We start from the raw sequence: 24,790 nt of genomic DNA, 5'->3' as shown, positions 1-24,790 counted from the left end.
CCGGCGGTGCACGCGCCGGCAGTCGTCACCGGCCTCGGTGTGGCCGCGCCCAACGGGCTCGGCGTGGAGGAGTACTGGGCGGCGACGCTCGACGGCCGCAGCGGCATCGGACGGATCAGCCGCTTCGACCCGTCGGACTACCCGTCGCGGCTCGCCGGCGAGATCGACGGCTTCAGCGCCGGGGAGCACCTGCCCAACAGGCTGCTGCCGCAGACCGACCGGATGACCCAACTCGCCCTGGTCAGCGCCGACTGGTCACTGCAGGACGCCGGGGTCGACCCGGCCCAGCTGCCCCACTACTCGGCCGGCGTGATCACCGCCAGCCACTCAGGTGGCTTCGAGTTCGGCCAGAATGAGCTGAAGGCGCTGTGGAGCAAGGGCGGCAAGTACGTGTCGGCGTACCAGTCCTTCGCCTGGTTCTACGCCGTCAACAGCGGGCAGATCTCCATCCGCCACGGCCTGCGCGGCCCCAGCAGCGTGGTCATCAGCGACCAGGCCGGCGGCCTCGACGCGCTCGCCCAGGCCCGCCGCCAGGTGCGCAAGGGCACGTCGCTGGTGGTGGCCGGCGCGGTCGACGCGTCGATCTGCTCCTGGGGATGGGTGGCGCAGCTGGCGAGCGGCAGGCTGGCCACCGGAGACGACGCCGCGCGCGCCTACCTGCCCTTCGACGCGGCCGCGCGCGGACATGTGCCGGGCGAGGGCGGCGCGCTGCTGGTCGTCGAGGACGCGGAGCGGGCCAGGGCGCGCGGCGCCGCGAAGATCTACGGCGAGCTCGCCGGGCACGCGGCCACCATGGACCCCCGGCCCGGCAGCGGCCGGGCCCCGGGCATCGAGCGGGCGATCGACGGCGCGCTGCGGGACGCCGGGATCGGGCCGGGCGACGTGGACGTGGTCTTCGCCGACGCTGCGGCGATCCCCGAACTCGACCGCATCGAGGCCGCGGCGCTCACCAGGACGTTCGGGCCGCGCGGAGTCCCGGTCACCGCGCCCAAGACGATGACCGGGCGGCTCTACTCGGGGGCGGCCCCGCTGGACGTCGCGGCCGCACTGCTGAGCATCCGCGACGGTGTCATCCCGCCCACCATCGGCAGCTCGCTCGCCGACCCGTACGACATCGACCTGGTCGTCGGCGCCCCCCGGCCGGCGCCGGTGCGGACCGCACTGGTGCTCGCCCGCGGGCAGGGCGGCTTCAACTCGGCCCTGGTGGTGCGCGCGGCCCGCTGAGACCGCGGGGCCGCCCGCCGGCTCCCGCGCCCGCGATCTGCCCGGCGACCGCGCACGACGCCGGCTCCGCCACCCACGTCCCCCTCCCGGACACCACCCCTCCATGAAAGGCCCGGACATGTCCACCAGCCCGTTCACCCTCGACGACCTGCGGCGCATCCTGCTGGAGGCCGCCGGCGCCGACGAGAACGTCGACCTCACCGGTGACATCGTCGACACCGAGTTCCAAGCGCTCGGCTACGAGTCCCTCGCGCTGCTGGAGACCGGCAGCCGGATCGAGCGCGAGTTCGGCATCTCGCTGGACGACTCCGCGCTGACCGACGCGGTCACCCCCCGCGGCCTCATCGACATCGTCAACGAGCAGCTCTCCGCTGCCTCCACCGCCTGAGGAGGAAGACCATGACACAGACCACCGGACGCGTCGCCCTGGTGACGGGCGCGACCAGCGGCATCGGACTGGCGGTCGCCCGGCTGCTGGCCGGCCAGGGCCACCGGGTGTTCATCGGCGCCCGCAACGCCGACAACGTCGCGGCCACCGTCAAGGAACTGCGCGCCGAGGGCCTGGAGGTCGAGGGCCAGGCCGTCGACGTCCGCAGCGACGACGACGTCAGGGCCTTCGTCCGGGGCGCCGTCGACCGCTTCGGCCCGATCCACGTACTGGTCAACAACGCCGGCCGCAGCGGCGGCGGAGTGACCGCCGACATCGCCGACGAGCTCTGGTACGACGTGATCGAGACGAACCTGAACAGCGTCTTCCGGGTCACCCGTGAGGTGCTCAACGCCGGTGGCCTGCGGGTCAGGAGCAGCGGCCGGATCATCAACATCGCGTCCACCGCCGGGAAGCAGGGCGTGGTGCTCGGCGCCCCGTACTCGGCCTCCAAGCACGGCGTCGTCGGCTTCACCAAGGCGCTCGGCAACGAGCTGGCCCCCACCGGGATCACCGTCAACGCGGTCTGCCCCGGCTACGTCGAGACGCCGATGGCCCAGCGCGTGCGGCTGGGTTACGCGGCCGCGTACGACACCAGCGAGGACGCGATCAAGGAGAAGTTCGAGGCGAAGATCCCGCTCGGCCGCTACTCCTCGCCGGAGGAGGTGGCCGGACTGGTCGGCTATCTCGCCTCCGACACCGCCGCGTCCATCACCTCGCAGGCGCTCAACGTCTGCGGCGGCCTCGGCAACTTCTGACCACCCGGCTCCGCCGGCCGCTGCCCGTCTCTTCCCGTCACTCCCCCCTTCCGCACCGATCGGAGCTGCGACCATGACGACCCGCGAGGTCGAACACGAGATCACCGTCCAGGCGCGCGCCGCCGACGTCTACCGGCTTCTCGCCGAGGTCGAGAACTGGCCGCGGCTCTTTCCGCCGTCGGTCTACGTCGACTACCTCGAACGCGACGGCAACGAGGAACGCATCCGCATCTGGGCCACCGCCAACGGCGAGGCAAAGAACTGGAGTTCACGGCGCACGCTGGACCCCGAGGCGCTGCGCATCCGGTTCTGGCAGGAGGTCTCGGCGCCTCCGGTGGCCGAGATGACGGGCACCTGGATCATCGAGCGGATCGGCGACCAGGAGTCCCGGATACGCCTGCTGCACAGCTACCGCGCGATCGACGACGACCCGGAGGGCCTGAGCTGGATCGACGCGGCGGTCGACCGCAACAGCAAGGCGGAACTGCCGGGCTTGAAAGCTCAGTTGGAGCTCTCCGCGCAGAACGCGGAGCTGAGCCTGTCCTTCGAGGACAGCGTCCGGGTGGAGGGCGCCGCCAAGGACGTCTACGACTTCGTCAACGAGGCGCACCTGTGGACGGAGCGGCTGCCGCACGTCGCCGGCGTCGAGCTGACCGAGGACACCCCGGGCCTGCAGACCCTGCGGCTCGAAACCCTCACCAAGGACGGCTCGACGCACATCACGGAGTCGGTCCGGGTCTGCTTCCCGCACCACAAGATCGCCTACAAGCAGACCACGCTGCCCGCGCTGCTCGATCTGCACACCGGCTACTGGACGTTCGAGGAGGGCGCGGACGGCGTCACCACCGCCACCTCCCAGCACACTGTGGTGCTCAACGCCGAGAGCATCGCCGCGGTGCTCGGCCCGGAGGCGGGCGTCCCGGAGGCCCGCCGGTTCATCCGCGAGGCCCTGGGCGGCAACAGCCGGGCCACGCTGCGGCACGCCAAGGAGTACGCGGAAGCGCGGCGCTGAGCATGGCGCACCCACTGGACACCGACGTGGTCGTGGTCGGGGCGGGACCGGCCGGGCTGCTGCTCGCCGGCGAGCTGCGCCGGGGCGGCGCCCGGGTCACCGTCCTGGAGCAGCTCACCGAGCCGACCACCGAGTCCCGCGCGTCCACGCTGCACGCCCGCACCATGGAGATCCTCGCCGAGCGCGGGCTGCTGGAGCGGCTGGGTGAGCTGCCGAGCGGCGGTCCCGGCCACTTCGGCGGCCTGCCGCTCGACCTGACCGCGGCCGACCCCGGCCACCCCTACGCAGGACAGTGGAAGTGCGCGCAGGCGCGCCTGGAGGCGGCGCTGCAGGAGTGGGCGACCGGGCTGGGCGCGCGAGTGCTGCGCGGGCACGTGCTGACGGGCCTGCGCGTGCGGGCCGACCGCGTCGAGGCCGGCTTCATCGCGCTGGGCGGGCAGCCGGCCGTCCTGAGCGCCTCGTACCTGGTCGGCTGCGACGGTGAGCGGAGCACCGTGCGCCAGCTGGCCGGGTTCGAGGTGACCGGGCAGGACGCCACCCTGGAGATGCTCCGGGCGGACCTGGCGGGCATCGACGTGCCGAACCGGCGCTTCGAGCGCCATCCGCACGGGCTGGCCACCGCCTTCCGCTGGCCCGACGGCACCACCCGGGTCATGGTGCACGTCCACGGCAGCACGCCCGGCCGCCGCACCGGCGCGCCGGGACTGGCCGAAGTGGTCGACGCCTGGGCCCTGGTGACCGGCGAGGACATCAGCGCCGGCACCCCGGTCTGGCTCAACGCCTTCGACGACACCCGGCTCCAGGCCGACCGCTACGTCAAGGGCCGGGTGCTGCTCGCCGGGGACGCGGCCCACGTGCAGATGCCGGTCGGCGGCCAGGCGCTCAACCTCGCCCTGCAGGACGCCGCGGACCTCGGCGGCAAGCTCGCCCGGCAGGTCGCCGAGGCGGACGACGTCGCCGGGCCCGAGGCGCCGGGCGGCTCCGCGCTGCTCGACAGTTACCACGACGCCCGCCACCGGATCGGCGCGGCGACGCTCACCAACATCCAGGCCCAGGCCCGGCTGCTGCTCGGCGGACCGGAAGTGGACGGGCTGCGCTCCGTCTTCGGCGAGCTGCTGGAGATCGGCTCGGCCCGCCGCCATCTGGCCCGCGCGATCAGCGGGCTCGGGGCGCCGGAGCCCGCACCCGCCGGCCTCGACCCCGCCTGAGCCCCACCGACATCACCCCCGCGACCGTAGGAGACAGACCATGAGCAGGCTCGTCGGCAGGACGGCACTCGTCACCGGATCCAGCCGCGGCATCGGCCGCGCCATCGCCGTGCGGCTGGCCAGGGAGGGCGCGCTGGTCGCCGTGCACTACAGCGCAAACGAGGCGGCCGCGCAGGAGACCGTCGCCCGGATCGAGAAGGACGGCGGCCACGGCTTCACCGTCCGCGCCGAGCTGGGCGTCCCCGGCGACGTGCACGAACTCTTCCTCGGGCTGGAGCAGGGCCTGAAGGAGCGGACCGGCAGCACCACCCTCGACATCCTGGTGAACAACGCGGGCGCCGCGTCCTCGGCGGGCACCGCCCCGGAGGACGTCACCCCGGAGGAGTTCGACCGCTTCTTCGCGGTGAACGCGAAGGCGCCGTTCTTCATCCTGCAGCGCGCGCTGCCGCAGATCCCCGAGGGCGGCCGGGTCATCAACATCTCGTCCGGGCTGACCCGGGTCTCCAACCCCGAGCAGGCCGCGTACGCGATGACCAAGGGCGCGATCGAGCAGCTCACCCTGCACCTCGCCCGACAGCTCGCCCCGCGCGACATCACCATCAACAGCGTCGCACCCGGCATCACCGACAACGGCAGCGCGGTCTTCGACATCCCCGAGGCGGTCGAGCAGATGGCCCAGCTGTCGGCGTTCAAGCGGGTGGGCCAGGCCGGCGACGTGGCCGACGTGGTCACCTTCCTGGCCACCGACGAGGCCCGGTGGATCACCGGCGCGTTCATCGACGCCACCGGCGGCACCCTGCTGGGCTGACCCGCCGCCCGCGACAGACCCCGCCCGATCCCCCCGGGCCGGCCCGGAGACCGCGAACACCCGAGGAAAAGGAACGTGCCATGGACGTCGGACTCCTCTTCGACCTGCGCAACCCCGAGCAGTGGCACCGGCCGTGGGCCGACCACTACGCGCGGACCCTGGAACTGTGCGAGGAGGCCGACCGCGGCGGAGCCGGCGGCCTGTGGTTCACCGAGCACCACCTCTTCGAGGACGGCTACCTGCCGCAGCCGCTGACCGTCGCCGCGGCCGTCGCCGCGCGCACCCGCCGGGCCCGGATCGGCACCTCGGTGGTGCTGCCCGCGCTGCACCACCCCGCCGACATCGCGGAACAGGCCGCGCTCGTCGACCTTCTTAGCGGCGGCCGGCTGGAACTCGGCCTCGGCGCGGGCTACCGGCTCCCCGAGTACCAGCTGTTCGGCGCCGACTTCGGCCGCAGGTTCGCGCACACCGAGCGGAACATCCGGCAGATCCTGCGGCTGTGGGAGGAGCGGAGCGTGACCCCCCTGCCGATCCAGGACCCGCCGCCGGTGTGGGGCGGCTTCTACGGGCCTCGCGGCGCGCGCATCGCCGGCCGGCTCGGCATCGGCCTGCTGCACATCTCTCGCCCGCTGTTCAAGCACTACCGGCAGGGCCTGGTGGAGGGCGGCCACGATCCGCGAACGGCGCGGGTCGCCGACCTGCTTCCGATCATCCTCGCCGAGGACCCGGAGAAGGCCTGGCACCGTGTGGCGCCGCACCTGGCGCACCAGGTGAACTCCTACCGGCAGGGGTCGGTGGAGGGCACCGGCCGGAGCATCCCGCTGCTCACCGAGGAGGACCTCCGCGACCCGGACGCGGCGGACACCCGGGGCCTGCTGGAGATCCTCACGCCGCAGGAGGCGGCCGTGCGCGTCAAGGAGCTGACCGCGGACCTGCCGGTCCGGCACCTCATCTTCTGGGCGAGCATCGCGGGGATGCCGGACGACCTCGTCGAGGAGAACATCCGGCTCGTCACCGAGAAGCTGCCGCCGCTGCTGCGGGCGTGACCGCGATGACCGCCTCCTCCCGCCCCGCCTCCCCGTCCTCGACGCCCTCCGCCGCCTCCCCGGCGGTCGAGTCGGCCGCGTCGGCCGCGTCGGCCGAGGCACCACACTGGGACGCCCGGCTGTGGTCCGTCCTCCTCATCCTCTCGGCCAACATGATCCTCGACGCGATCGAGGTCTCCGTGGTGCTCGTCGCCCTGCCCTCCATCGGCGCCTCGCTCGGCCTCGGCCTGTCGACGGTGCAGTGGCTGATGAGCGGCTTCGCGCTCGGCTTCGCCGCCCTGCTCGTCGTCGGGCCGGGGCTCAACGCCGCACTGGGCCGCAGGAGGGTCTACCTCGCCGCGATGGTGGTCTTCGCCGCCGCGTCCGTCGCCGGCGGGCTCGCCGACGGCGCCGCGCTGCTGATCGCCACCCGGGTGGTCAAAGGTGCCGCGGCGGCGCTCACCGCCCCCACCGGCCTCGCCATCATCGCCGCCACCTTCCCCGAGGGGCCGCAGCGGCGCCGGGCGGTCTCCGTCTACTCCCTGTTCGGCGCGGCAGGCTTCACCGCGGGCCTGCTGCTGTCGGGGGCGCTGCTGACCGCGAGCTGGCGCTGGACGCTGCTCTTCCCCGCCCCGGTCGCGCTGGTGCTGCTGGTCTGCGCGCTGCGGGTCGTCCCGGCCGACCAGGGCCGCACCCCGGTCCCGCGCATCACCCCAGGACTGCTGCGCCACGGCCCGCTGCTGCGTTCGGCGGTGGGCGCGGCCACCCTCAACGGCGGCTACCAGAGCCTGCTGCTGTTGTTCACCTTCCACACTCAGCGCCAACTCCGCTGGCCCGCCTGGCAGTCGGCGCTCGCCCTGCTGCCGGCCTGCCTGCCGCTCGCGCTGACCGTGCCGTTCGCGGGGGCGATGACGGCTCGCTGGGGCACCAACCGGCCGATCGCCCTGGGCGCGGCCGCGCCCGTGCTCGGCTACGCCCTGTGCGTGTGGCGGCCGGACGCCGGCGGGTACACCGCGGGGATGCTGCCGGCGCTGCTCCTGGTCGGCGCCGGCTTCGTGCTCTCCTTCGCCGCCCTCAACATGCAGGCCACCTCGGCCCTGCCGGCCGCCGACCGGGCGGCCGCCGTGCCGCTCTACCAGGCCGCCGTGCAGCTCGGCGCGGTGCTGACGCTGCCGTCGACCGCATGGCTGCTGGGCTCGCACCACGGCCACCGCGCCGCGCTGTCGTTCATCACCGCGGTCGGCTGCATCGGCCTGCTGACCGCGCTCACCGGACTCCGAACCCCTCACAGACAGGCCGCACCATGACAGACGACCAGCTCTCGCTCGCCCTCATCACCGCCAGCGTCAGGGACGGCAGGCTCGGCCCCGCGGTGGCCGACTGGTTCCTCGAACAGGTCAAGGAACGACCGGAGTTCGCCGTGCAGAGCGTCGACCTCTCCGACTTCCCGCTGCCCCTGGCGCTGCCGCGCCCCGGCGCCGAGCCGGCGGTCGGGACCGCGCGGACACGGGAGGCGCTGCGCGCCGTGCTCGCCTCGGCCGACGCCTACGTGGTGGTCACGCCCGAGTACAACCACAGCTTCCCCGCCGCGCTGAAGAACACCATCGACTGGTTCTACGCGGAGTGGGCGACCAAGCCGGTCGGCTTCGTGTCGTACGGCGGCCTCAGCGGCGGCATCCGCGCCGTGGAGCAGCTGCGGCAGGTCTTCGCCGAGGTGCACGCGACGACCGCGCGCGAGAGTGTCGCGCTGCCCGACGCCGCGAGCCGCTTCGACGCGCAGGGCCGACTGACCGAACCCGGGCCCAGCGTCGCCTCGGCCGCCCTGCTCCTCGACCAACTCGACTGGTGGGGACGCGCGCTGCGCACCGCGCGCGGCGAACACCCGTACCCCCGCTGACGTGCGTCCGCGTCCGACGGCTCCCGCGGGCCCCCGCAACCCCACCCCCGGAAAGGGAAAGACCGTGCCCCAGCAGCTCACCTCCGCTCCCCCGGACATCCAGCGCGCCGACGCCACGTCCGTCCACGTCGCCCAGTGGTACGTGCCCGGCCGCGAGGCCGGCCTCGACGCCCTGGACGAGGCGGCGCGGCAGTGGCGCGCCACGCCCTGGCCCCCCGGCATCCTCTCCTTCAGCGGCTACCTCAGCACCGATCACGACACCGTGCTGACGTACGTCCAGACCTCCGACCCGCGGGCGCTCCGCGTCTTCACGACGGGCCTCCAGGGGCTGGCCGGCGCCGAGACGGTCGCGTACACCCTGCACCGCGCGATCGTGGTGGACGACGGGCCGCTGCTGCCCGAGAGCTTCGTGGTCGCCACCTTCGACACCGACGGGCCGGGTCCGCAGGAGGGCATCGTCGCCTCGATCGCCGGCGCCCTCGCGGCCATCCCGGCCGACCGGCACCCCGGCATGATCTCGGCGAACTTCCATCTCAGCAGCGACGGCACCCGGGTGCTCAACTACGCCGAGTGGACCAGCGACGAGGCGCACATCGCGTTCCTCGAAGGAGCCACCCGGACGGCGACGCTGCGCGCCACCCACGACACCCCGGGCGTGCGGCCGATCGGCTTCAAGCGGTACCGCCTGGTGCACGGCCTGCGCGCCTGAGGCCCCCCTTCACCGAGAGCCGTCACCGAGGGCACTCACCGAGAGCCCCCGTCGCGCGCCCCACCCACCGACAGTCCCCACCCCGTGGAAGGAACCGAGAATGCCGACTCCCGCACCGAGCCGCGAAGAGCTGGTCGAGGCCGCGGCCAAACTGGTCCCGCTGTTGCGCTCCCGCGCGCTGTGGATCGACGAGCACCGACGGCTGCCCCCGGACGTTATCGAGGCGATCGAGGAGTCCGGGCTGCTCAGGATGCAGGTGCCCACCGAGTACGGCGGGTACGAGTCGGACGCGCGCGCCTTCGTCGACGTGCTCGCCGAGGTCGCGAAGGGCAACAGCTCGGTCGCCTTCTGCCTGTCCATCTACGCCTCGCTCACCTGGATGGTCGGTCTGTGGCCGGACGAGGCCCTCGACGAGGTGTTCGCGCAGCCGCACGTCCGGGTGACCGGCACGACGGCCGCCTCGGGGACCGCGAAGCGGGTCGAGGGCGGCTATCTGATCAACGGGAAGTGGGGATACAACAGCGGTGTCCTGCACGCCCACTGGAAGATCACCGCGGCGATCCCCGATGACGGCCCGGCCGAACACGCCCTCCCGGTCTTCGCCCTGGTCCCGGTCTCCGAGCTGGAGATCGTCGACGACTGGGACACCAACGGCCTGCCGGGCTCGGGCAGCGTGACCACGGTCGCCACCGACGTGTTCGTGCCCGACCACCGGGTGATCGACGGCGCGGTCTTCTACCAGAACGCCTCGAAGTCCCCGGTCATCGCGGCCAAACCGGGCTACCGGGTGCCGATGCTGGTCACCGCGACCGTGATGCAGACCGGCCAGCTGGTCGGCGCGGCCAAGTACGCCCTGTCGAGCTTCCTGGAGCGGCTGCCCGGACGGCCGCTGACGTACACGAACTACCCCAGCCAGCAGGAGGCGCCGGTCACCCATCTCCAGGTCGGTGAGGCGGCGCTGCTGATCGAGGACGCCGAGGCACGGGCGCACCGGTTCGCCGACCTGCTGGCCGGCAAGATCCTGCGCGACGAGCCGTGGTCCCAGGAGGAGCGGGTCCTCTCACGGGTGCAGATCGGCTGGATCGCCCGGCAGGCGAAGCTGGCCGTGGAGATCCTGGCCGCGGCGAGCGGCGGCTCCTCGATCCTCCGGGACGTGCCGATCACCCGCATTCAGCGGGACGTCCACGCGACGTCCCTGCACGCGCTGATCACCCCGGCCACCACCATCGAGCTGTACGGCCGGTCGTTGACCGGTCTGGAGCCCAACACCTTCTATCTGTAGGGCTGTCCGCGGGCACGCCGCCGTACGGCCCCGGCGCGCGGGGACGCTCGGCCGGCCGCCCTCCCCGCTGGCCTCCCTGCCCGCCGGTGGGGCACGGGTGCGCGCACGGTGTCCCAGGACGCCGTGCGCGCACCCGCTGTCAGCCGACGCCGATCCGGAATCCGACGCCGCGGACGGTGACGATCCAGCTGCTGCGCCCCAACTTGCCGCGCAGGGAGCTGACATGGGTGTCGACGGTCCGGCTGGCCTGGGCGCCGACCACCTGCACCATCGGGATCTCCCAGACCTCCGCCATCAGCCGCTGCCGGGTGACGACCATCTCGGAGTGCCGGGCCAGGTAGTAGAGGAGGTCGAACTCCTTGCGGGTCAGCGTCACCCGGCGTTCGTGCACCTGCACCTCGCGCGAGGCCGCGTCGATCCGCAGGGGTCCGACGAGCACTGTCGTCTTGGGGGCGGGCACCGGGCGGCGCGGCACCCATCGGCGCATCACCGCTTCCATGCGGGCCGCCAACTCCCGTATCTCGTACGGCTTGTCGAGACAGTCGTCGGCGCCGGCCCGCAGCCCCAGGACCCGGTCGAGCTCGGTGCCGCCGCCGGTGAAGGCGATCAGGGGGATGCCCGCCGTCTCGCTGAGGCTGCGGCAGACCAACAGCCCGTCGATGTCCGGCAGATCGAGGTCGAGGAGGATGAAGTCCGCCTGCTGGTGGCTCTCCAGCGCGGCGGTGCCGCGGTCGACGGTCGTGACCTCGTGTCCGTACCGCTCCAGATGACGGGTCAGCGTCATCGCGTCGTGCTTCTGCGCCTCCACCAGGAGAATGCGCACGGTGCCTCCCTTGGACTTGCGCGGGCCGAGGGTGGATTCACAGCCGCAAGCGCCATTGCTTGCCTCCCAGACATGGGGGAACTGCCGTGGTGGGTGATACCGGGAAGAAAGCTCAGGAAGGGCAGGGGGAAGGGGGGTTCAGGAAGCGGCAGCCGACAGGGCGGCGCGCGGGCGCTCGGCCTGGAAGGCGCGCAGGAAGGTGCGGACCGCCGCCTCCGCCACCGTGTCCAGTTCGGCCGTCGGGACGGGCCTGGTGCCGAGCTGCGACCGGGCCTCCATGGGGCCGGTGAGCAGGGCGAGGAACTGTTCCGCGGCCTCGACGGGATCGCAGGGACAGAGCCCGCCGGCGAGCGAGAGCCGGGCCATCCGGTCGGCCAGGGTCTGCCTGAGCCGGTCGGCGCCGCGTCCCCAGACCGCTTCGAGCAGTTCGGGGAAGCGGGTGATCTCCGCGTAGAGGAGCCGGCGCAGCGCCCAGGAGCGGGGGTCGCAACACTGCTGCAGCAGGCCGTGCGCCACATCTTCGAGACAGGACCGGACCGGGTCGAAGCCCGCACCGGAGCCGTCGGACGCCGCGGTCGGACCGGTCGCGGCGCGCTCGGCGCCGCCGGCCGTGAGGCGTTCCGCCACCGCGAGGTTCTCACCCATCACCGCGTTGCCGGTCGCCTCCATCGCGGCGTGGAAGAGGCTCTCCTTGTCACCGAAGTGGTTGTAGACGGTGTGCTTGGCGACACCCGCGACCTCGGCGATCTCCTCCATGCACGCACGGGCGTAACCCCGGTTGGCGAAGACGGTGAACGCCGCGTCGAGGATCGCCTGCCGCTTGTCGATGCGCCCGCGCCGGGTCGCCCGTTCGGTCGTCGCCGTCGCTGTCGCCGTCGATGAGGATGCCGCAGTTCCGCCCACCCCCAGAGCATAACTGCCCGCACATTTTTTTGCACGCACCCGTGCAGTTCGTTGCCCTGGACCGTTGCAGCGCACCCGGTGGGTCCCATAATCTGCACTGGCGAGTGCATTTTGACAGTCGCTCAATACCCGTGCGACCTGAGCCAGTTGCTGTCCGTCGATGCCAGTCGACGGCAGTCACGCCAACGGAGAGAGAGTCATGGCGCACCCCTCTGACCAAGGTCTGGATCCCGCCCTGCGGCGGCTGATCGGCGTGATCCTGCTGGGCGGGATCATGGGAATCCTCGACGGCTCGATGGTCGCCGTCGCCGCGGACACCCTCGTCAAGGACTTCCACACCTCGCTGAGCGCGGTGAGTTGGGTGTCCACCAGCTACCTGCTCGCGCTGACCGTGAGCATCCCGGTGACGACCTGGGCCGTCGACCGGTTCGGCGGCCGGCGGCTGTGGCTGCTGGGCCTGGTCGTCTTCCTGGCCGGCTCGGTCTGCTCGGGCCTGGCCTGGAACATCGGCAGCCTGATCGTCTTCCGCGTGGTCCAGGGCCTCGGCGCCGGACTGCTCGACCCGCTGATGCTGACCCTGCTGGCCCGCTCGGCCGGACCGAGCCGGATCGGCCGGGTGATGGGCCTGATGGGCGTGGTCGGCTCCAGCGGCCCGGTCTTCGGCCCGGTGCTCGGCGGCCTCATCCTGCAAGGGGCCTCCTGGCGCTGGATGTTCCTGGTCAACATCCCGATCGGGCTGGTCGCCCTGGTGCTCGCGCTGCGCGTCGTCCCCGACGACAAGCCGGTCGGCGAGCACACCGCGGGCCGGCTGGACGTCGTGGGCCTGTCGCTGATCGGCCCCGGCGTGGCGGCCGCCGTGCTGACCCTGTCGCAGTACGCCGAGCGGACCGAGTTCGCCGCCTGGCAGGTGCTCGTCCCGCTCGTCGCGGCGGTCGTGCTGCTCGCCGGCTACGCCGTCCACGCGCTGCGCGAGCGCCGTACGTCGCCGCTGATCGACCTGCGGCTGTTCACCTCCCGCGGCTTCTCCGCCAGCGTCACCGTCGGCGCCCTCGTGGGCCTGGCCACCTTCGCGAGCCTGTTCGCGCTTCCGCTGTACTACCAGCAGGTGCGCGGCCACGACACCTTCGAGTCCGCGCTGCTGCTCGCCCCGCTCGGGGTGGGCTCGGCCCTGTCGATGCCGCTGACCGGGCGGCTGTCCGACCGGATCGGCGCGCGGAACCTGGTCTTCGGCGGCGGCCTGCTGGCCGGCCTGAGCGCCCTGGGCACCACGCAGCTCGGCGCCGACACCTCCCAGCTCTGGTCAGGGGTGCTGGCGTTCACCATCGGCCTCGGCCTCGGCAGCGTCGGCGCTCCCACCATCGCCTCGCTCTACCGGACGCTGCCCGGCCGCCTCGTGCCGCAGGGCAGCACGGTGCTCTACATGCTCAACCAGCTGGGCGCCGCGATCGGCATCGCGCTGGTGGCGCTGCTGGTCCAGAGCGCCGGCGACGGGGACGCCCTGCACGGCTTCCGGGCCGCGTACTGGGGGGTGACCGGCGCGCTCGCCCTGGTCGTCCTCGCCGCCCCGCTGCTCCCCGGGCGCCCGGCGGCGCAGCAGGCCACCGGCGAACTGCCGCCGCCAGCAGTCGAGTCGGCAGCGGAGTCGGCGCCCGCACCGCGTCCCTCGGACGACGTTCCCACTCCGGTCACCGCTCAGGGAGACGGCTCGTGAAGACCATCGTGATCGCCGGCGGCACCGACGGCATCGGCAAGGCCCTGGCCGCCACCCGGCTGGAGGGCGGCGACACCGTCGTCGTCATCGGCCGCAACGAGGTGAAGGGCAAGGCGTTCCTGGACGCCGCCGAGCAGCTCGGCGCCCGCGACCGGGCGTACTTCCTCCCCGCGGACCTCGGGCTGCTCGCCGAGAACGAACGCGTCCTCGCGTCCCTGCGCGCCCGCTTCCCCGTGATCGACACCCTGGTGTTCTGCGCCCGGTTCTACCGCAGCGAGCGCACCGAGACCGCCGAGGGGCTGGAGGAGAACTTCGCGCTGTTCTACCTCAGCCGCTACCTGTTCGGCCACGGTCTCGCCGACGCGCTGGAGGGCGCGGAGCAGCCCGTGGTGGTGAACGTGGCGGGGCCCGGCGCCGGCCTCGGCGTGGTGCGCTGGGACGACCTGCAACTGCGCCGCGGCTACCACGGCGGCGCCGCGCTCGGGCAGGGCGGCAAGCTCAACGACCTGCTCGGCGTCTCCTTCGCCGAACGCCACGGCGACCGCGGTATCCGCTACGTCCTGATCCACCCCGGCGTCACGTCGACCAGCTTCGCCGGCGAGTACGACGCGGGGACGCTCGGCCAGATCGCGGCGATGCAGGCACAGGCCAAGCCGGTCTCGGCGGCCCTCCCACCCATCCTCGCGGCGATCGACGGCCCGCCCGCGCAGGCGCTCAGCGCCTTCGTGGAGGGCACGCGGATCTCGGTGGAGAGGTCCGGCTTCGACCGCGGCGCGGCGCGGCGGCTGGAGGAGGCCACCGAGCAGCTCCTGCGCGACCGCCGCGGCGCCCCACGAGGGGCGGCACCGGAGGCGGCGCCGGGAATTGACCTTTCCTGAAACGGAATTGACGTTCTTTCCGCAACCCTGATCCACGATCCCTGGGCGCGGGTCACAGCAGGTCGGAGAATTGCCGGTACCACGCTGTGGCCCGCGTCCTTCGTGGTGCCACCCGTCCCGAGGAGCCGAAGAATGTCCGACACACCCACCTCGCGGCCCGTCATCGAGAATCCTCAGAGCGACGTCGTCCTGGTCGGCACGGCACCGGTGGGCGGCCGAGTCCAGCAGGACGTCGCGGAAGCCGTCGTCGCGAACTGGCGGTCCGCCCCATGGCCCGAGGAGCTGCTGTCGCTCACCGTCTACGTCAGCAGCGACGGCACCTCGGTGCTGACGTACGCGCAGTGGTCCTCGCAGGACGCGCTGGAGCGGTCGCTGAAGGAGGCGGGCGGTGTCTCCGACACTGCCGCCGTGACCGGGACCGAGGCCGCGCCGCCGGTCCCCTACCGGCTGTACCGCGCGGTGCGCGGCAGCGGCGTCGAGGACCCGGCACCGGTGGCCGGCTCCTTCCCGGTGGCCTTCTTCGACGCGGCGGACCACCAGGGCGCGCGCGACTTCGTCGACGGCCTCTTCGCCGCCGAGGAGGCGGGCGAGGGGGACGAACGGGCCTATCCGGGCGGGATATCCGCGAACATGCACATCAGCCTCGACGGCACCAGGATCCTGAGCTTCTCCGAATGGGTCACCGAGGCCCAGGCCGTCGCGCACATCGAGGCGGTCTGGGAGCCGCTGCTCAAGGAGCTGGGCGGCACCGGCCTGCTCTACCGCCACTACCGCAGCCTCTTCCCCACGGCCTGAGCCCGTCGCAGCCCGAACCCCGCGGCCGGTGGCCGCCCGACCTGGTCGGACGGCCACCGGCCGCACGCAGTGTACGAACGGGGCGTGGCGATCGACGGGTTCGCACCTGACGTGTCGACGTACGTCGTGGACTGGCCGAGGAACGCCAGGATCCCGGCGGTCTCCGCCGTGCCGGCCCAGCCCGGCGCGCGGGTGAAGGTCGTCGACGGCGGCACGGTCCTGTCGGCGGCCGGGTCCCGGCTCACCACCCGCACCCTCACGGTGACCTCGGCGGACGGCGCGGTCACCCGCACCTACACGGTCGGGTTCCGGCCGACGGACCGCGACGACCGGCCGGTCGCGGCCTGCGGCAACGGCAGTGGCGGCGGGGCCCCTTGGCTGCTGCCGCCCGCGACGCCGGGGACGGCGCCCTGGCGCACCCTGGGGGCGCTGAGCGCGGCCTGACGCCGGCACTCCGCCGCGGCCCCCGGTGGCCGCGGCGGGGTGCCGGTCCCCCCGCGGGCGACCGGCGCTACAGTGCGGTGGGCGCACGTCCGCTGACGCGCCGGACGGCTGGACGGGGGGTACGTGTCGGTGTCATGGAACGGGCAGGGGCTGCCCCCCGCCGCGGCGGAGCGGATGGCCGCGGTGCGACGCAGCGGGACCTGGACGTCCGCGCTCTCCACCGGGGAGTTCGCGGCGATCCGGTCGGCCGGGTTCGAGCCGGTGGGCCAGGTGATGGGGTCCGCGGTCTTCCACGTCGGGCGCAGCGGCCGCTACTGGGGCTACCACGACTGCCGGTTCGGGGGGGCCGGATACGGGTACGGCTACGGCGGCACCGGCGACGCCCGGGTCGCCGTGTCGGGGGCCGGCGCCCCTTCCGCGGCCCTGGTCGCGGTCTTCGACCAGGCCCGGAGCACCGCGCTGGGACGGATGACGGCCGAGTGCCGGGCACTGGGCGGTGACGGGGTGGTGGCGGCCGCGCTGACCATGGCGCCGTTCACCGCGCAGCCGAACTGCCTGGAGTTCCAGGTCATCGGGACCGCGGTGCGGGCACAGGGCGCCGACCCCGCGGTGCGCCCCCCGCAGCCGTTCACCTCGCATCTGGACGGGCAGGGCTTCGCCAAGCTCCTCGCCGCCGGATGGGTGCCGGTCGAACTGCTGGTGGGGATGTCGGTCGGGGTGCGGCACGACGACTACCGCACCCGGTCCCAGACGTACTCCTGGCGCAATGTCGAGATGAGCGGGTGGAGCGACCTGGTGCACGAGGTCCGCTCCGACGCCCGGAGCCAGTTGCGGGCGCAGGGCGCCCGCAGGGGCGGCGACGGGGTGGTGCTGGCGGACAGCACGCTGCGGGTGTGGGAGGAGTCCTGCCTGCGGGCCCGCCGCAGGAACAGCGACTCGGAACAGGTGGACCACATCGCCGAGTCGACGATGGTCGGCACCACCATCGCCAGGTTCGCGCCGCGGCGGCAGCCGCCGGCGACGCTGTCGGTGATGCCGCTCGGCGACCGGGGCGACCGGCTGCGCGGCCGTCTGGCGGCCGCGGCCGCCAGTCCGTACGGGGACCGCGGCCGGTACCCGCGGTTGGTGGAAGAGATCAGCGAGCTGAACCGAGGGACGGGCATATGACGAACGGACAGCCGAACGCCGAGGGCGTTCCGGCGGACGCGATGCGGCGGTTGGCCGAGCTGACGCCCGGCCGGCCCGGGTCGATCTTCACCAGCGACCTGTCGGTCAACGAGTTCCTGCTGGTCAGGGAGGCCGGTTTCACGCCGATCGGTCTGGTGCTGGGAAGCTCGATCTACCATGTCGGCATCCAGATCGGCCGCTGGGGGAAGAACCAGGAGCTGGAGACCCTCAGCCAGGCGATGTACCACGCACGCGAGTTGGCGATGACCCGGATGGAGGCGGAGGCGGCCCAGTTGGGAGCCGACGGCATCGTCGGGGTCCGGCTGACGGTGGAGGCCCGGGAGTTCGGCAAGGACATCGCGGAGTTCATCGCGATCGGCACCGCCGTCAAGGCCGACCACCCCTTCCCCGGCGGCGGGAGCTGGCGCAACAACAAGGACCAGCCCTTCACCTCCGACCTGTCCGGGCAGGACTTCTGGACGCTGATCCGGGCCGGTTACGCCCCGCTCGGCATGGTGATGGGCACCTGCGTCTACCACATCGCGCACCAGAAGATGGGCACGGTGCTCTCCAACCTCGGCAAGAACGTCGAGGTCGAGCAGTTCACCCAGGCGCTGTACGACGCCCGTGAGCTGGCGATGGCGCGGATGCAGGCGGAGGCGGAGTCGCTGCACGCGGAGGGCGTGGTCGGCGTGCAGCTCAACGCGCACAACCACCGCTGGGGCGGGCACACCACCGAGTTCTTCTCCATCGGCACCGCGGTCCGGCCGCTGCGGCCCGACCACGAGATCGAGCGGCCCACGATGGTGCTGAGCCTCGACGGGTGACAGGCTCCAGCTCCAGACGGTCAGTCGGGTACGAGCGCGGGGAAAGACCATGAGCGAAGCGGAAGACGGCAGCGGCGGGCAGCCCGCGCCGGAGGCGTCGATCGACATGCTGGCGGCGGCGCTGCGCCAGGACTCGGCGGACCTGGAGATCTACGTCAAGGTGCTCACCGAGTCCCTGGCGGACGCCCTGCCGCCGGGGTCGGTGGCGTTCGAGCGCAAGCGCACGATGAGCGACCGGCTCGCCGGACGCAGGGGCACCGTGGAGAAGGTCGAGGTGTCCCTGGACGAGCGGCGGCTCGTCCTGCACCTGGCTCAGGGACGGCCGCAGGCCGAGGTGACCACCGTGGTGCGCGGAGTGGTGCTGTCGCGCAGGCCGGTGGCGCTGGACGAGTGGGCGAGGGAGCTGGCGACGGCGGTCTCCGAGCGGGCCCGGTCCGACGCCCGGGCGCGTGCGGCGCTGCAGAAGCTGGTGCTGGGGCAGTGAACCGGCCGCGCCGGTTCAGGTCCGCTGGCGCACCGCGCCGAGCCGGTGCAGCGAGAACACCAGGCTCGACGGGTTGACCCGGGCGGCCAGCACCGCGCCCTCGACGACTCCCTCGAACCGATCGGCCGTCAGCTTCTCCGTCGCCTCGAACTCCTCGAAGCCGGCCCCGAAGACCCGGACGCGGACGTCGAGCAGGTCCTCGGTGGCGCTGTCCGGCAGCAGGACCGCGGAGAGCACCAGCGCCTCGGCGTCGACGCCGTGCTCGGCCAGCGCGATCGTCGCCGCGCGATCCGCGCGGAAGGAGGCGAAGATGCGCCGTCCGAGGACAGCGACGAGAAGCGTGACCAGGAAGCAGCCGGCGAGCAGCACCCAGTCGCCAGTGGAGTCCATGTGGACCCTGAAGGCCGAGACGACGCAGAAGACGGCCGCGCCGGCCCCGCCGAGCATCAGCAGCAGGCCGCCGACGGAGGCGGAGCCCGCCACCACGGCGTTCCTGGGTTCCAGCAGCGTCGGCTCGGCCGCGAGGTCAACGGTAGGCATGAGCGCACCCTAACCGGGCGTCCCGCGCGGTCGATACGGCTTCCGGCGCACTGGGCAACCTTCGAGTAAGGCGAGCGCGGCGGGGCCGGCCCCCCGGGACCGGCCGGAGCGCAAGACCGCTGGTCGGCGCGTCCGCGCGGTCGCCTAAGGTGGCCCGCATGTTGGCCTACGCTCCGGCACTGCTGTGCTTCCTGGTGTTCTGCGTCGGCGTGCTGCGCGAGCGGCGCCGGTTCGGCAACGCCGTCTTCCTCGGGCTCGCCGTCGTCTTCACCGCCGCCGCGTGGCTGTACGAACTGCACCGCGCGCATCCGCACGCCGCGCGGGACGTCGGGGTCGCGCTGCTCGCCCTGGTGGCGCTGGGCATCGTCGTCCTGGCGTGGTTCCTGATCAGCAACGGCGCGGTCATGGTGCGCAAGGAGGGCGCGAGCCCGGCGAACCTGCTGTCCCTGGCGGCGGGACTGTCGCTGGTCGCCCTCCTCGTCCTGCTGTGCGCCACGGTCGTCTCGCGGGACCGCGCGCTGACGGTGGTGACGGGAACCGCGGTGGCCCTGGCCGGCTATCTCGGCTTCCTCTTCCTCTGCTTCGCCGGCTACGCCTTCGTCTACGGCCACCTCCACCTGCGCCGCAGGGCGGACTTCGTGGTGGTCCTCGGCTCCGGCCTGGTCGACGGGTCGACGGTCCCCCCGCTGCTGGCCAGCCGGCTGGAGAAGGCCAGGGTCGTCCACCAGCGGCTGTCGCGGCGCGGCCGGCGTCCGGTGGTGCTGATCACCTCCGGCGGGCAGGGCCCGGACGAGGACCTGCCGGAGTCGCACGCGATGGCCGACCACCTGGTCGCCGGCGGCTTCCCCGACGACCTGATCGCACGCGAGGACCGCTCCACCAGCACCGAGGAGAACGTGCGGTTCAGCAGATCGATCATGGAGAAGGCGAATCCGGACTACCGGTGCGTCATAGTGACGAACAACTACCACGCCTTCCGCGCCGCGATGATCTCGCGCCGTGAGGGGGTCAGGGGCCATGTCGTGGGCTCGCCCACCGCCGGGTACTTCCTGCCGAGCGCCATGATCCGCGAGTTCGCCGCGGTCTTCCTCGCCTACCGCCGCACCAACCTCTCCCTGTGCCTGCTCGTCTTCCTCGGCGGCGCGGCCATCTGGTGGCTGGGCTGAGCGAGCCGCGCACGTCCCCGCACCCGGCTGACCCTAGGCTGTCGACGCCACGGAAGGACGGTGCGATGGACGACGACTCCCGGACCAGGGCCGCGATCGAGGAGCACTGGGCGGCCTCGGAACGCGGCGACACCGAAGCCGAGCACGCCCTCTACTCCGCGGACGCGGTCCTGGACTACCCGCAGTCCGGTGAGCGGTTCCGGAGCCGCGCGAGGATCGCCGCGCAGCGCGGCGGGCACCCGGCCGACCGGCACTTCACCGTCCGGCGGATCACCGGGCACGGCCGGCTGTGGGTGAGCGAATGCGTCATCACCTACGACGGTGCGCCGTCGCACGCGGTGAGCGTCATGGAGTTCGCCGACGGGCACGTGGTGCACGAGACGCAGTTCTTCGCCGACCCCTTCGACGCGCCGGCCTCGCAAGCCGCGCTCGCGGAGCCGATGCCGGACCGCCCTCTGCCCGGCGGCTGACCTCGGCGGCCCGCGCCGCGCGCCGCGCGAACGGCAAAGGAGCAGCATGACGGCACCAGCGGCGTCCGCCTACCGGCTGACGCCCAACCTCTTCGGCATCGGCTTCGGCGTCGCGGGCCTGGCCCAGGCGTGGACGGCCGCGGCCGACAGCGTGCACGCACCGGCGTGGCCCTCGTACGTCCTGTGGATTCTCGCCGCCGCGATCTGGCTGTTCACCCTGATCGCCTACGCCCGCAACGTCGCCGCGCAGGGGCGGCTGCGCGCCGAGCTGCCCGATCCCGTGCTGGGCCCGTTCACCGCGCTGATCGCGATCGTGCCCATGCTGCTCGGCGTCGCGCTCGCCCCGCACGCCAGGTCCGCGGGCGAGGCCGTCTACGCCGCCGGCCTGGTCCTCACCGTCCTGATGGGCGGATGGCTGACCGGCGTGTGGATCCGCGCCGACACCAAGCTCCCGCAGTGGCACCCCGGGTACTTCCTGCCCACCGTCGCCGGCGGCCTGATCGCGGCCAACGGGAGCGCCGCCCTGGGCTGGACGACGCTGGCGCACGTGATGTTCGGCTACGGCCTGATCTGCTGGTTCGTGCTCGGCTCGATCCTGCTCGTGCGGCTGTTCACCCAGCCGATGCTGCCGCCGCCGCTGCTGCCGACCATCGCCATCGAGGTCGCGCCACCCGTCGTCGCCGGCAACGCCTGGTTCGCCATCAACAGCGGCCGGCTCGACCTCGGCGCGGAGATCCTCGGCGGCTACGCCCTGCTGATGGTCCTGGTGCAGCTCTCGATGGCCGGCACCTACCGCCGCGCGCCGTTCGGCCCCGGCTACTGGGCGTTCGCCTTCTCCTACGCCGCGGCCCTCACCGACGGCATCCACTGGCTGGACGCCGAACACGTCGACGGCCGCAGGGCGCTGACGTACCTGCTGCTCGCGCTCGCCACCCTGGCGCTCGCCGCGCTGGCCGCCCGCACCCTGCTGGGCCTGCGACGCCGCACCTTCCTCCCCCGCGTGCCCGCCCCCGCCGCGCCGGCGGCAGCCGGCTGACACCGCCGCCCGCACCGGCGCGGCGCGCGTCGACGACCCAGCGTTCCGCGACCTACCGTTCCGCGCGCGCGGACGGCCCGGTCGAGGGGCTCGTCATCGGGCCCTGGGCCCGGCGCACCGCCGCCCGTGACTGCGGCGCGGGTCCGCGGGCGTCGAGCACCAGGCGGGTGAGCGCGACGCGGTTGGCCAGGCCCAGCTTGCGGTAGATGTGGTTCAGGTGGGTGTCGATCGTCCGCTGGCTCAGGAAGAGCGTGCCGGCGATCTCCCGGCTGGTCATCCCGGTGCTGGCGAGGTCGGCTATCTGCCGCTCCCGGGCGGAGAGCGCCGCCAGCGCGTCCGGCGCCTCGCCGCGGCCACCCGGCGCGGAGAGCCGGCGGCGTTCGCCGACGACCTCCTCCGCCAGCCGGACGGCCCCGCACTGCTCGGCCAGCGCGGCCGCGCGGCCGAGCCAGCCGTCGACCCGCTCGGCGCGCCCCGCGTCCAGGGACAGCGACGCGGCGGCGAGGAGCGTACGGCACACCTCCAGCCGCTTGCCGCCGCCGGAGAAACTCTCCGCCGCCCGCTCCGCGCTCCGTACGGCCTCGTCGGTCTCCCCCCGCGACGCGAGGGCCCGCATCCGGGCGCGCCGGGCGAAACCCAGCCGGCCGGCGGACGGAAGCCGCGCGGCGGACTCCTCGCCCAGCAGCGCCCACCGCTCGGCCGCCGCCGCGTCGCCCCCGGCCGTCGCCACCTCGGCGAGCATGTCGCACCAGCGCGGCCTGCGCGAGGCGGTCAGCAGCGGCAGCCCGGTCCCGCCCGCGGCCTCCAGGAGCAGCCAGCCGCCGCGCTGCGGGTCGCCGGTGAGCATCACGATCTCGGCGTGCAGGCAGCGCACCACCACCGCCCACGCCGTCGGCGCGGAGCCGGCGATCTCGGCCGCTCGCCCGGCCGCCGCGAGCACCTCGTGCGGATCGCCGTGCGCCCCCCGCCACAGCAGGGCCTTGGCGCGCAGCGCCAGGGTGATGGCCAGCGTCGCGGGGCTGCCGCCGTGCTCGGCCCATGAGGCGACCTCGTCGAGCGTCGCGAGGGCGCGCGGGAGGTGTCCCGAGCGGAGCTGGACCTCGCCCAGCGCCTTCAGGAGTGCGGGCAGCAGCTGGCCCTGGCCGCTGCGGCGGGACAGCGCGGCGCCGCGCGCGAGGTGGCGTTCGGCCTCCGCGAGGCATCCCAGCAGGGACTCGGTGAGGCCGAGCTGGTAGAGGGACTGGAGGTTGGCCAGGACGGCGGCGTCACCGGCGCCGTCGAGGAGTTCGGCGGCGCCGTCGGCCGCGGCCCGCGCTCCGGCCTCGTCGGACCTGTGCAGCCGGGCGAGGGAGACCTGGGCGAGCGCGTGGGCCTCACCGGTCCGGTCCCCGCAGCGGCGCGCCAGCGCGGTCGCGGTGTCGGCGTGCCGCTCGGCCGTCCCGTACTGCCGCTGGTCGAGGGCGGCGTCGGCCAGGGCGACGTGCAGGACCGCGGCCGCCCCGTGGTCGTCCCGCGGCAGCTGCGCGAGGCCGGACCGCGCGACGGCGGCGGCCTCCGCGTAGTGGCCGAGCCGCAGCGCGGCGCGGCTGGTGTCGGCGACGGCCAGCGTCCGGAGCGGCCCGCGCGGCAGGTCCGCACCGAGGGCGTCCAGCAGCGCCCGGCTCTCGGCGGCGTCACCGGTCAGCAGGCGGGCCCGCGCGAGCAGCACCCTGGCCTCGTGCCAGAAGGCGCCGTCCTCGGGGATCAGCGCGACGGCCGTCTCCAGGTAGCCGGCCGCCCTGCGCGGGGCGCGGTGCAGGCAGTCACGGGCCGTCTCGACCAGCGCCGCGACGTGGTCGGGTCGGTCCGGGTCCGCGGCGCGGGCGATGTGCGGGGCCCGCTCGGCGACCGGCGCGCCCCGCCGGGCCAGCGCGGCCTCGGCGCGCCGGTGCAGCGCGAGGCGGCGTCCCGGGTCGATGGCTCCGTAGACGACCGTGCCCACCACCGGGTGCCGCAGCGCGAGCCGCGGCGCGGGCTGCGCCGGTCTGACGAGGTCGGCGCGGGTCAGCGCGTCGAGCGCGCCCATGGCGTCGGCGACGTCGGGACCGGCGACCTCGGCCAGCAGGTCGGGATGGAACGGCTCGCCCAGCGCGGCCGCCGCCTGGACCGCCGCCAGGGCGCCGCGGTCGAGCGCCGCGCACTCGCCGAGGATCGCCGTGGCGGCCTCCGCGCCCGCCTCACCGTGGTCCGCGAGCGCCCCGAGGTAGCGGGGGTTCCCGTCACCGGCACGGTGGAGGCCGTCGAGGTCGGGCCGGTCGCCGAGGAGGGTGCGGGCATGCTCCAGGGACAGCGGGCCGAGTCGCCACCGGTCGAGGCGGTCGGCGCTCAGGGCACGGGACAGGGCGTCGGCCATCGGCAGGGACAGCTGCCGCTCGCGGTAGGCCAGCGCCAGCAGGACCGGACGGTCGGCGGTCGCCTGGATCAGGCGCAGCAGGCCGGGGATGCTCTCCGGCTCCAGCAGGTGCACGTCGTCCAGCGTCGCGACCAGCAGGCCGTCCGTGCATGCCGGGACGGCGGCCGCCGCGCGCGGCGGCGCGGCGCCGCTCTCCAGGTCCAGGAGGGCCTTGAACGGCCGGAGTGGTTCCGGGCCGTCGGCGTGCCCCGAGACGACGGGCAGGCCGGCGTCGCCGGCCAGCGCGGTCAGCGCGCAGAGCAGCGCGCTCTTGCCGATCCCCGGCTCGCCGACGAGGGCGAGCGTCCGCCCGCGCCCGCCGTGCGGGCCGCGCAGCGCCGCCCGCAGGGCCGCGACCTCGTCGTCCCGGCCCACCAGCGTCCGGCGGCGGACCGGTGCGGCCGGTCCGCCGGGTCCGGCGGGAGCGCCGGGCCCGCGGGGCTCGGCGGCCGCGAGGGCGTCGGTGTGCGCGTACGCATCCGCGAGGGCGCCGGGGTGTGCCGCCGGGGGGCCGGGCATGTCGCCGCCGGCCGCCACCTAGCGGCTCCCCGCCCGCCGGGAGTGGCGCCGCGGACGCGATAAGCGCACGCGGGCAGCGGCCGGCCGCGGTAGTGCCGCCCCCGCCCCACCTCGCGGTGCGCCCTTCCGCCACTCCCGGTCCAGCAGGCTCGTCACGCGCATCCCCCCAGGCGAACATGGCTCAGCCGCACAATCCACGCATCCTACGCGGGCTCCGCTTTCCGCCACAACGGCCCGATCCCCCGT

The 24,790-nt window shown here is 73.8% G+C and carries 25 protein-coding genes; 21 read left to right on the top strand and 4 right to left on the bottom strand.

Features of this window, described 5'->3' with window-relative positions; genetic code table 11:
• Positions 1-6: 6 nt before the first annotated feature.
• The 11 genes from V2S66_RS28630 to V2S66_RS28580 all read left to right on the top strand — a co-directional run bounded on the left by V2S66_RS28630 (position 7) and on the right by V2S66_RS28580 (position 10,350).
• Positions 7-1,224, top strand: coding sequence for a ketosynthase chain-length factor (locus V2S66_RS28630; protein ID WP_330799644.1), 1,218 nt, complete (start codon positions 7-9; stop codon positions 1,222-1,224).
• Positions 1,225-1,342: 118 nt separating this feature from the next.
• Positions 1,343-1,612, top strand: coding sequence for an acyl carrier protein (locus V2S66_RS28625; RefSeq protein ID WP_330799627.1), 270 nt, complete (start codon positions 1,343-1,345; stop codon positions 1,610-1,612).
• Positions 1,613-1,623: 11 nt separating this feature from the next.
• Positions 1,624-2,409, top strand: a complete 786-nt coding sequence (gene fabG, locus V2S66_RS28620; RefSeq protein WP_330799626.1) for a 3-oxoacyl-ACP reductase FabG — start codon at positions 1,624-1,626, stop codon at positions 2,407-2,409.
• A gap of 73 nt (positions 2,410-2,482) precedes the next feature.
• The gene (locus V2S66_RS28615; RefSeq protein ID WP_330799625.1) at positions 2,483-3,421 is read left to right on the top strand and encodes an aromatase/cyclase; all 939 of its coding nucleotides are present in this window, start codon (positions 2,483-2,485) and stop codon (positions 3,419-3,421) included.
• A gap of 2 nt (positions 3,422-3,423) precedes the next feature.
• Positions 3,424-4,629, top strand: coding sequence for an FAD-dependent monooxygenase (locus V2S66_RS28610; protein ID WP_330799624.1), 1,206 nt, complete (start codon positions 3,424-3,426; stop codon positions 4,627-4,629).
• 40 nt (positions 4,630-4,669) lie between these two features.
• Positions 4,670-5,437 carry an SDR family NAD(P)-dependent oxidoreductase gene (locus tag V2S66_RS28605; protein ID WP_330799623.1) on the top strand — a complete coding sequence of 256 codons (768 nt, stop codon included), beginning with the start codon at positions 4,670-4,672 and terminating at the stop codon, positions 5,435-5,437.
• An 80-nt stretch (positions 5,438-5,517) separates the two neighbouring features.
• Positions 5,518-6,483 carry an LLM class flavin-dependent oxidoreductase gene (locus V2S66_RS28600; RefSeq protein ID WP_330799622.1) on the top strand — a complete coding sequence of 322 codons (966 nt, stop codon included), beginning with the start codon at positions 5,518-5,520 and terminating at the stop codon, positions 6,481-6,483.
• Positions 6,484-6,488: 5 nt separating this feature from the next.
• Positions 6,489-7,769, top strand: a complete 1,281-nt coding sequence (locus tag V2S66_RS28595) for an MFS transporter (protein ID WP_330799643.1) — start codon at positions 6,489-6,491, stop codon at positions 7,767-7,769.
• The gene (locus V2S66_RS28590; protein WP_330799621.1) at positions 7,766-8,359 is read left to right on the top strand and encodes an NADPH-dependent FMN reductase; all 594 of its coding nucleotides are present in this window, start codon (positions 7,766-7,768) and stop codon (positions 8,357-8,359) included. Before V2S66_RS28595 ends, V2S66_RS28590 begins: the two co-directional genes overlap by 4 nt.
• A gap of 64 nt (positions 8,360-8,423) precedes the next feature.
• Positions 8,424-9,068 carry a hypothetical protein gene (locus V2S66_RS28585; protein ID WP_330799620.1) on the top strand — a complete coding sequence of 215 codons (645 nt, stop codon included), beginning with the start codon at positions 8,424-8,426 and terminating at the stop codon, positions 9,066-9,068.
• A gap of 100 nt (positions 9,069-9,168) precedes the next feature.
• Positions 9,169-10,350 carry an acyl-CoA dehydrogenase family protein gene (locus V2S66_RS28580; protein WP_330799619.1) on the top strand — a complete coding sequence of 394 codons (1,182 nt, stop codon included), beginning with the start codon at positions 9,169-9,171 and terminating at the stop codon, positions 10,348-10,350.
• 139 nt (positions 10,351-10,489) lie between these two features.
• On the opposite strand, the gene V2S66_RS28575 is transcribed toward V2S66_RS28580, so the two are convergent.
• On the bottom strand, positions 10,490-11,173 hold the full coding sequence (locus tag V2S66_RS28575) for a response regulator transcription factor (RefSeq protein WP_330799618.1): 684 nt from the start codon (positions 11,171-11,173) through the stop codon (positions 10,490-10,492).
• Between the two features lie 138 nt (positions 11,174-11,311).
• The gene (locus V2S66_RS28570) at positions 11,312-12,076 is read right to left on the bottom strand and encodes a TetR/AcrR family transcriptional regulator (RefSeq protein ID WP_330799617.1); all 765 of its coding nucleotides are present in this window, start codon (positions 12,074-12,076) and stop codon (positions 11,312-11,314) included.
• Between the two features lie 199 nt (positions 12,077-12,275).
• Between V2S66_RS28570 and V2S66_RS28565 the strand changes: the two genes are divergently transcribed.
• From V2S66_RS28565 to V2S66_RS28535, 7 genes are all read left to right on the top strand, one after another.
• Positions 12,276-13,787 carry an MDR family MFS transporter gene (locus tag V2S66_RS28565; RefSeq protein WP_330799616.1) on the top strand — a complete coding sequence of 504 codons (1,512 nt, stop codon included), beginning with the start codon at positions 12,276-12,278 and terminating at the stop codon, positions 13,785-13,787.
• Positions 13,784-14,665, top strand: a complete 882-nt coding sequence (locus V2S66_RS28560) for an SDR family NAD(P)-dependent oxidoreductase (protein ID WP_330799615.1) — start codon at positions 13,784-13,786, stop codon at positions 14,663-14,665. The genes V2S66_RS28565 and V2S66_RS28560 overlap by 4 nt, the downstream gene beginning before the upstream one ends.
• A gap of 132 nt (positions 14,666-14,797) precedes the next feature.
• Positions 14,798-15,460, top strand: coding sequence for a hypothetical protein (locus V2S66_RS28555; RefSeq protein WP_330799614.1), 663 nt, complete (start codon positions 14,798-14,800; stop codon positions 15,458-15,460).
• Positions 15,461-15,544: 84 nt separating this feature from the next.
• Complete coding sequence (locus V2S66_RS28550) at positions 15,545-15,904, top strand: hypothetical protein (protein ID WP_330799613.1); 360 nt, start codon at positions 15,545-15,547, stop codon at positions 15,902-15,904.
• Positions 15,905-16,033: 129 nt separating this feature from the next.
• Positions 16,034-17,071, top strand: coding sequence for a heavy metal-binding domain-containing protein (locus tag V2S66_RS28545; RefSeq protein ID WP_330799612.1), 1,038 nt, complete (start codon positions 16,034-16,036; stop codon positions 17,069-17,071).
• Positions 17,068-17,898: a heavy metal-binding domain-containing protein gene (locus V2S66_RS28540; RefSeq protein WP_330799611.1), complete on the top strand. Its 831-nt coding sequence runs from the start codon at positions 17,068-17,070 to the stop codon at positions 17,896-17,898. The genes V2S66_RS28545 and V2S66_RS28540 overlap by 4 nt, the downstream gene beginning before the upstream one ends.
• A 49-nt stretch (positions 17,899-17,947) precedes the next feature.
• A complete protein-coding gene (locus V2S66_RS28535; protein WP_330799610.1) occupies positions 17,948-18,382 on the top strand; it encodes a hypothetical protein in 435 nt (144 codons plus the stop codon).
• Positions 18,383-18,397: 15 nt separating this feature from the next.
• On the opposite strand, the gene V2S66_RS28530 is transcribed toward V2S66_RS28535, so the two are convergent.
• The gene (locus tag V2S66_RS28530) at positions 18,398-18,922 is read right to left on the bottom strand and encodes a hypothetical protein (RefSeq protein WP_330799609.1); all 525 of its coding nucleotides are present in this window, start codon (positions 18,920-18,922) and stop codon (positions 18,398-18,400) included.
• 158 nt (positions 18,923-19,080) lie between these two features.
• On the opposite strand from V2S66_RS28530, the gene V2S66_RS28525 reads away from it, so the two are divergent.
• The 3 genes from V2S66_RS28525 (at position 19,081) to V2S66_RS28515 (ending at position 21,594) form a co-directional block, all read left to right on the top strand.
• Positions 19,081-20,088, top strand: coding sequence for a YdcF family protein (locus tag V2S66_RS28525; protein WP_330799608.1), 1,008 nt, complete (start codon positions 19,081-19,083; stop codon positions 20,086-20,088).
• A 65-nt stretch (positions 20,089-20,153) separates the two neighbouring features.
• Complete coding sequence (locus V2S66_RS28520) at positions 20,154-20,558, top strand: nuclear transport factor 2 family protein (RefSeq protein WP_330799607.1); 405 nt, start codon at positions 20,154-20,156, stop codon at positions 20,556-20,558.
• A 46-nt stretch (positions 20,559-20,604) separates the two neighbouring features.
• Complete coding sequence (locus V2S66_RS28515; RefSeq protein WP_330799606.1) at positions 20,605-21,594, top strand: SLAC1 family transporter; 990 nt, start codon at positions 20,605-20,607, stop codon at positions 21,592-21,594.
• Positions 21,595-21,646: 52 nt separating this feature from the next.
• On the opposite strand, the gene V2S66_RS28510 is transcribed toward V2S66_RS28515, so the two are convergent.
• The gene (locus V2S66_RS28510) at positions 21,647-24,562 is read right to left on the bottom strand and encodes a LuxR C-terminal-related transcriptional regulator (protein ID WP_330799605.1); all 2,916 of its coding nucleotides are present in this window, start codon (positions 24,560-24,562) and stop codon (positions 21,647-21,649) included.
• Positions 24,563-24,790 lie beyond the last annotated feature (228 nt).

Source organism: Actinacidiphila polyblastidii, from assembly GCF_036353415.1.
Lineage (GTDB): Bacteria > Actinomycetota > Actinomycetes > Streptomycetales > Streptomycetaceae > Actinacidiphila > Actinacidiphila polyblastidii.
This window is presented reverse-complemented; position numbering and strand designations above follow the sequence as displayed.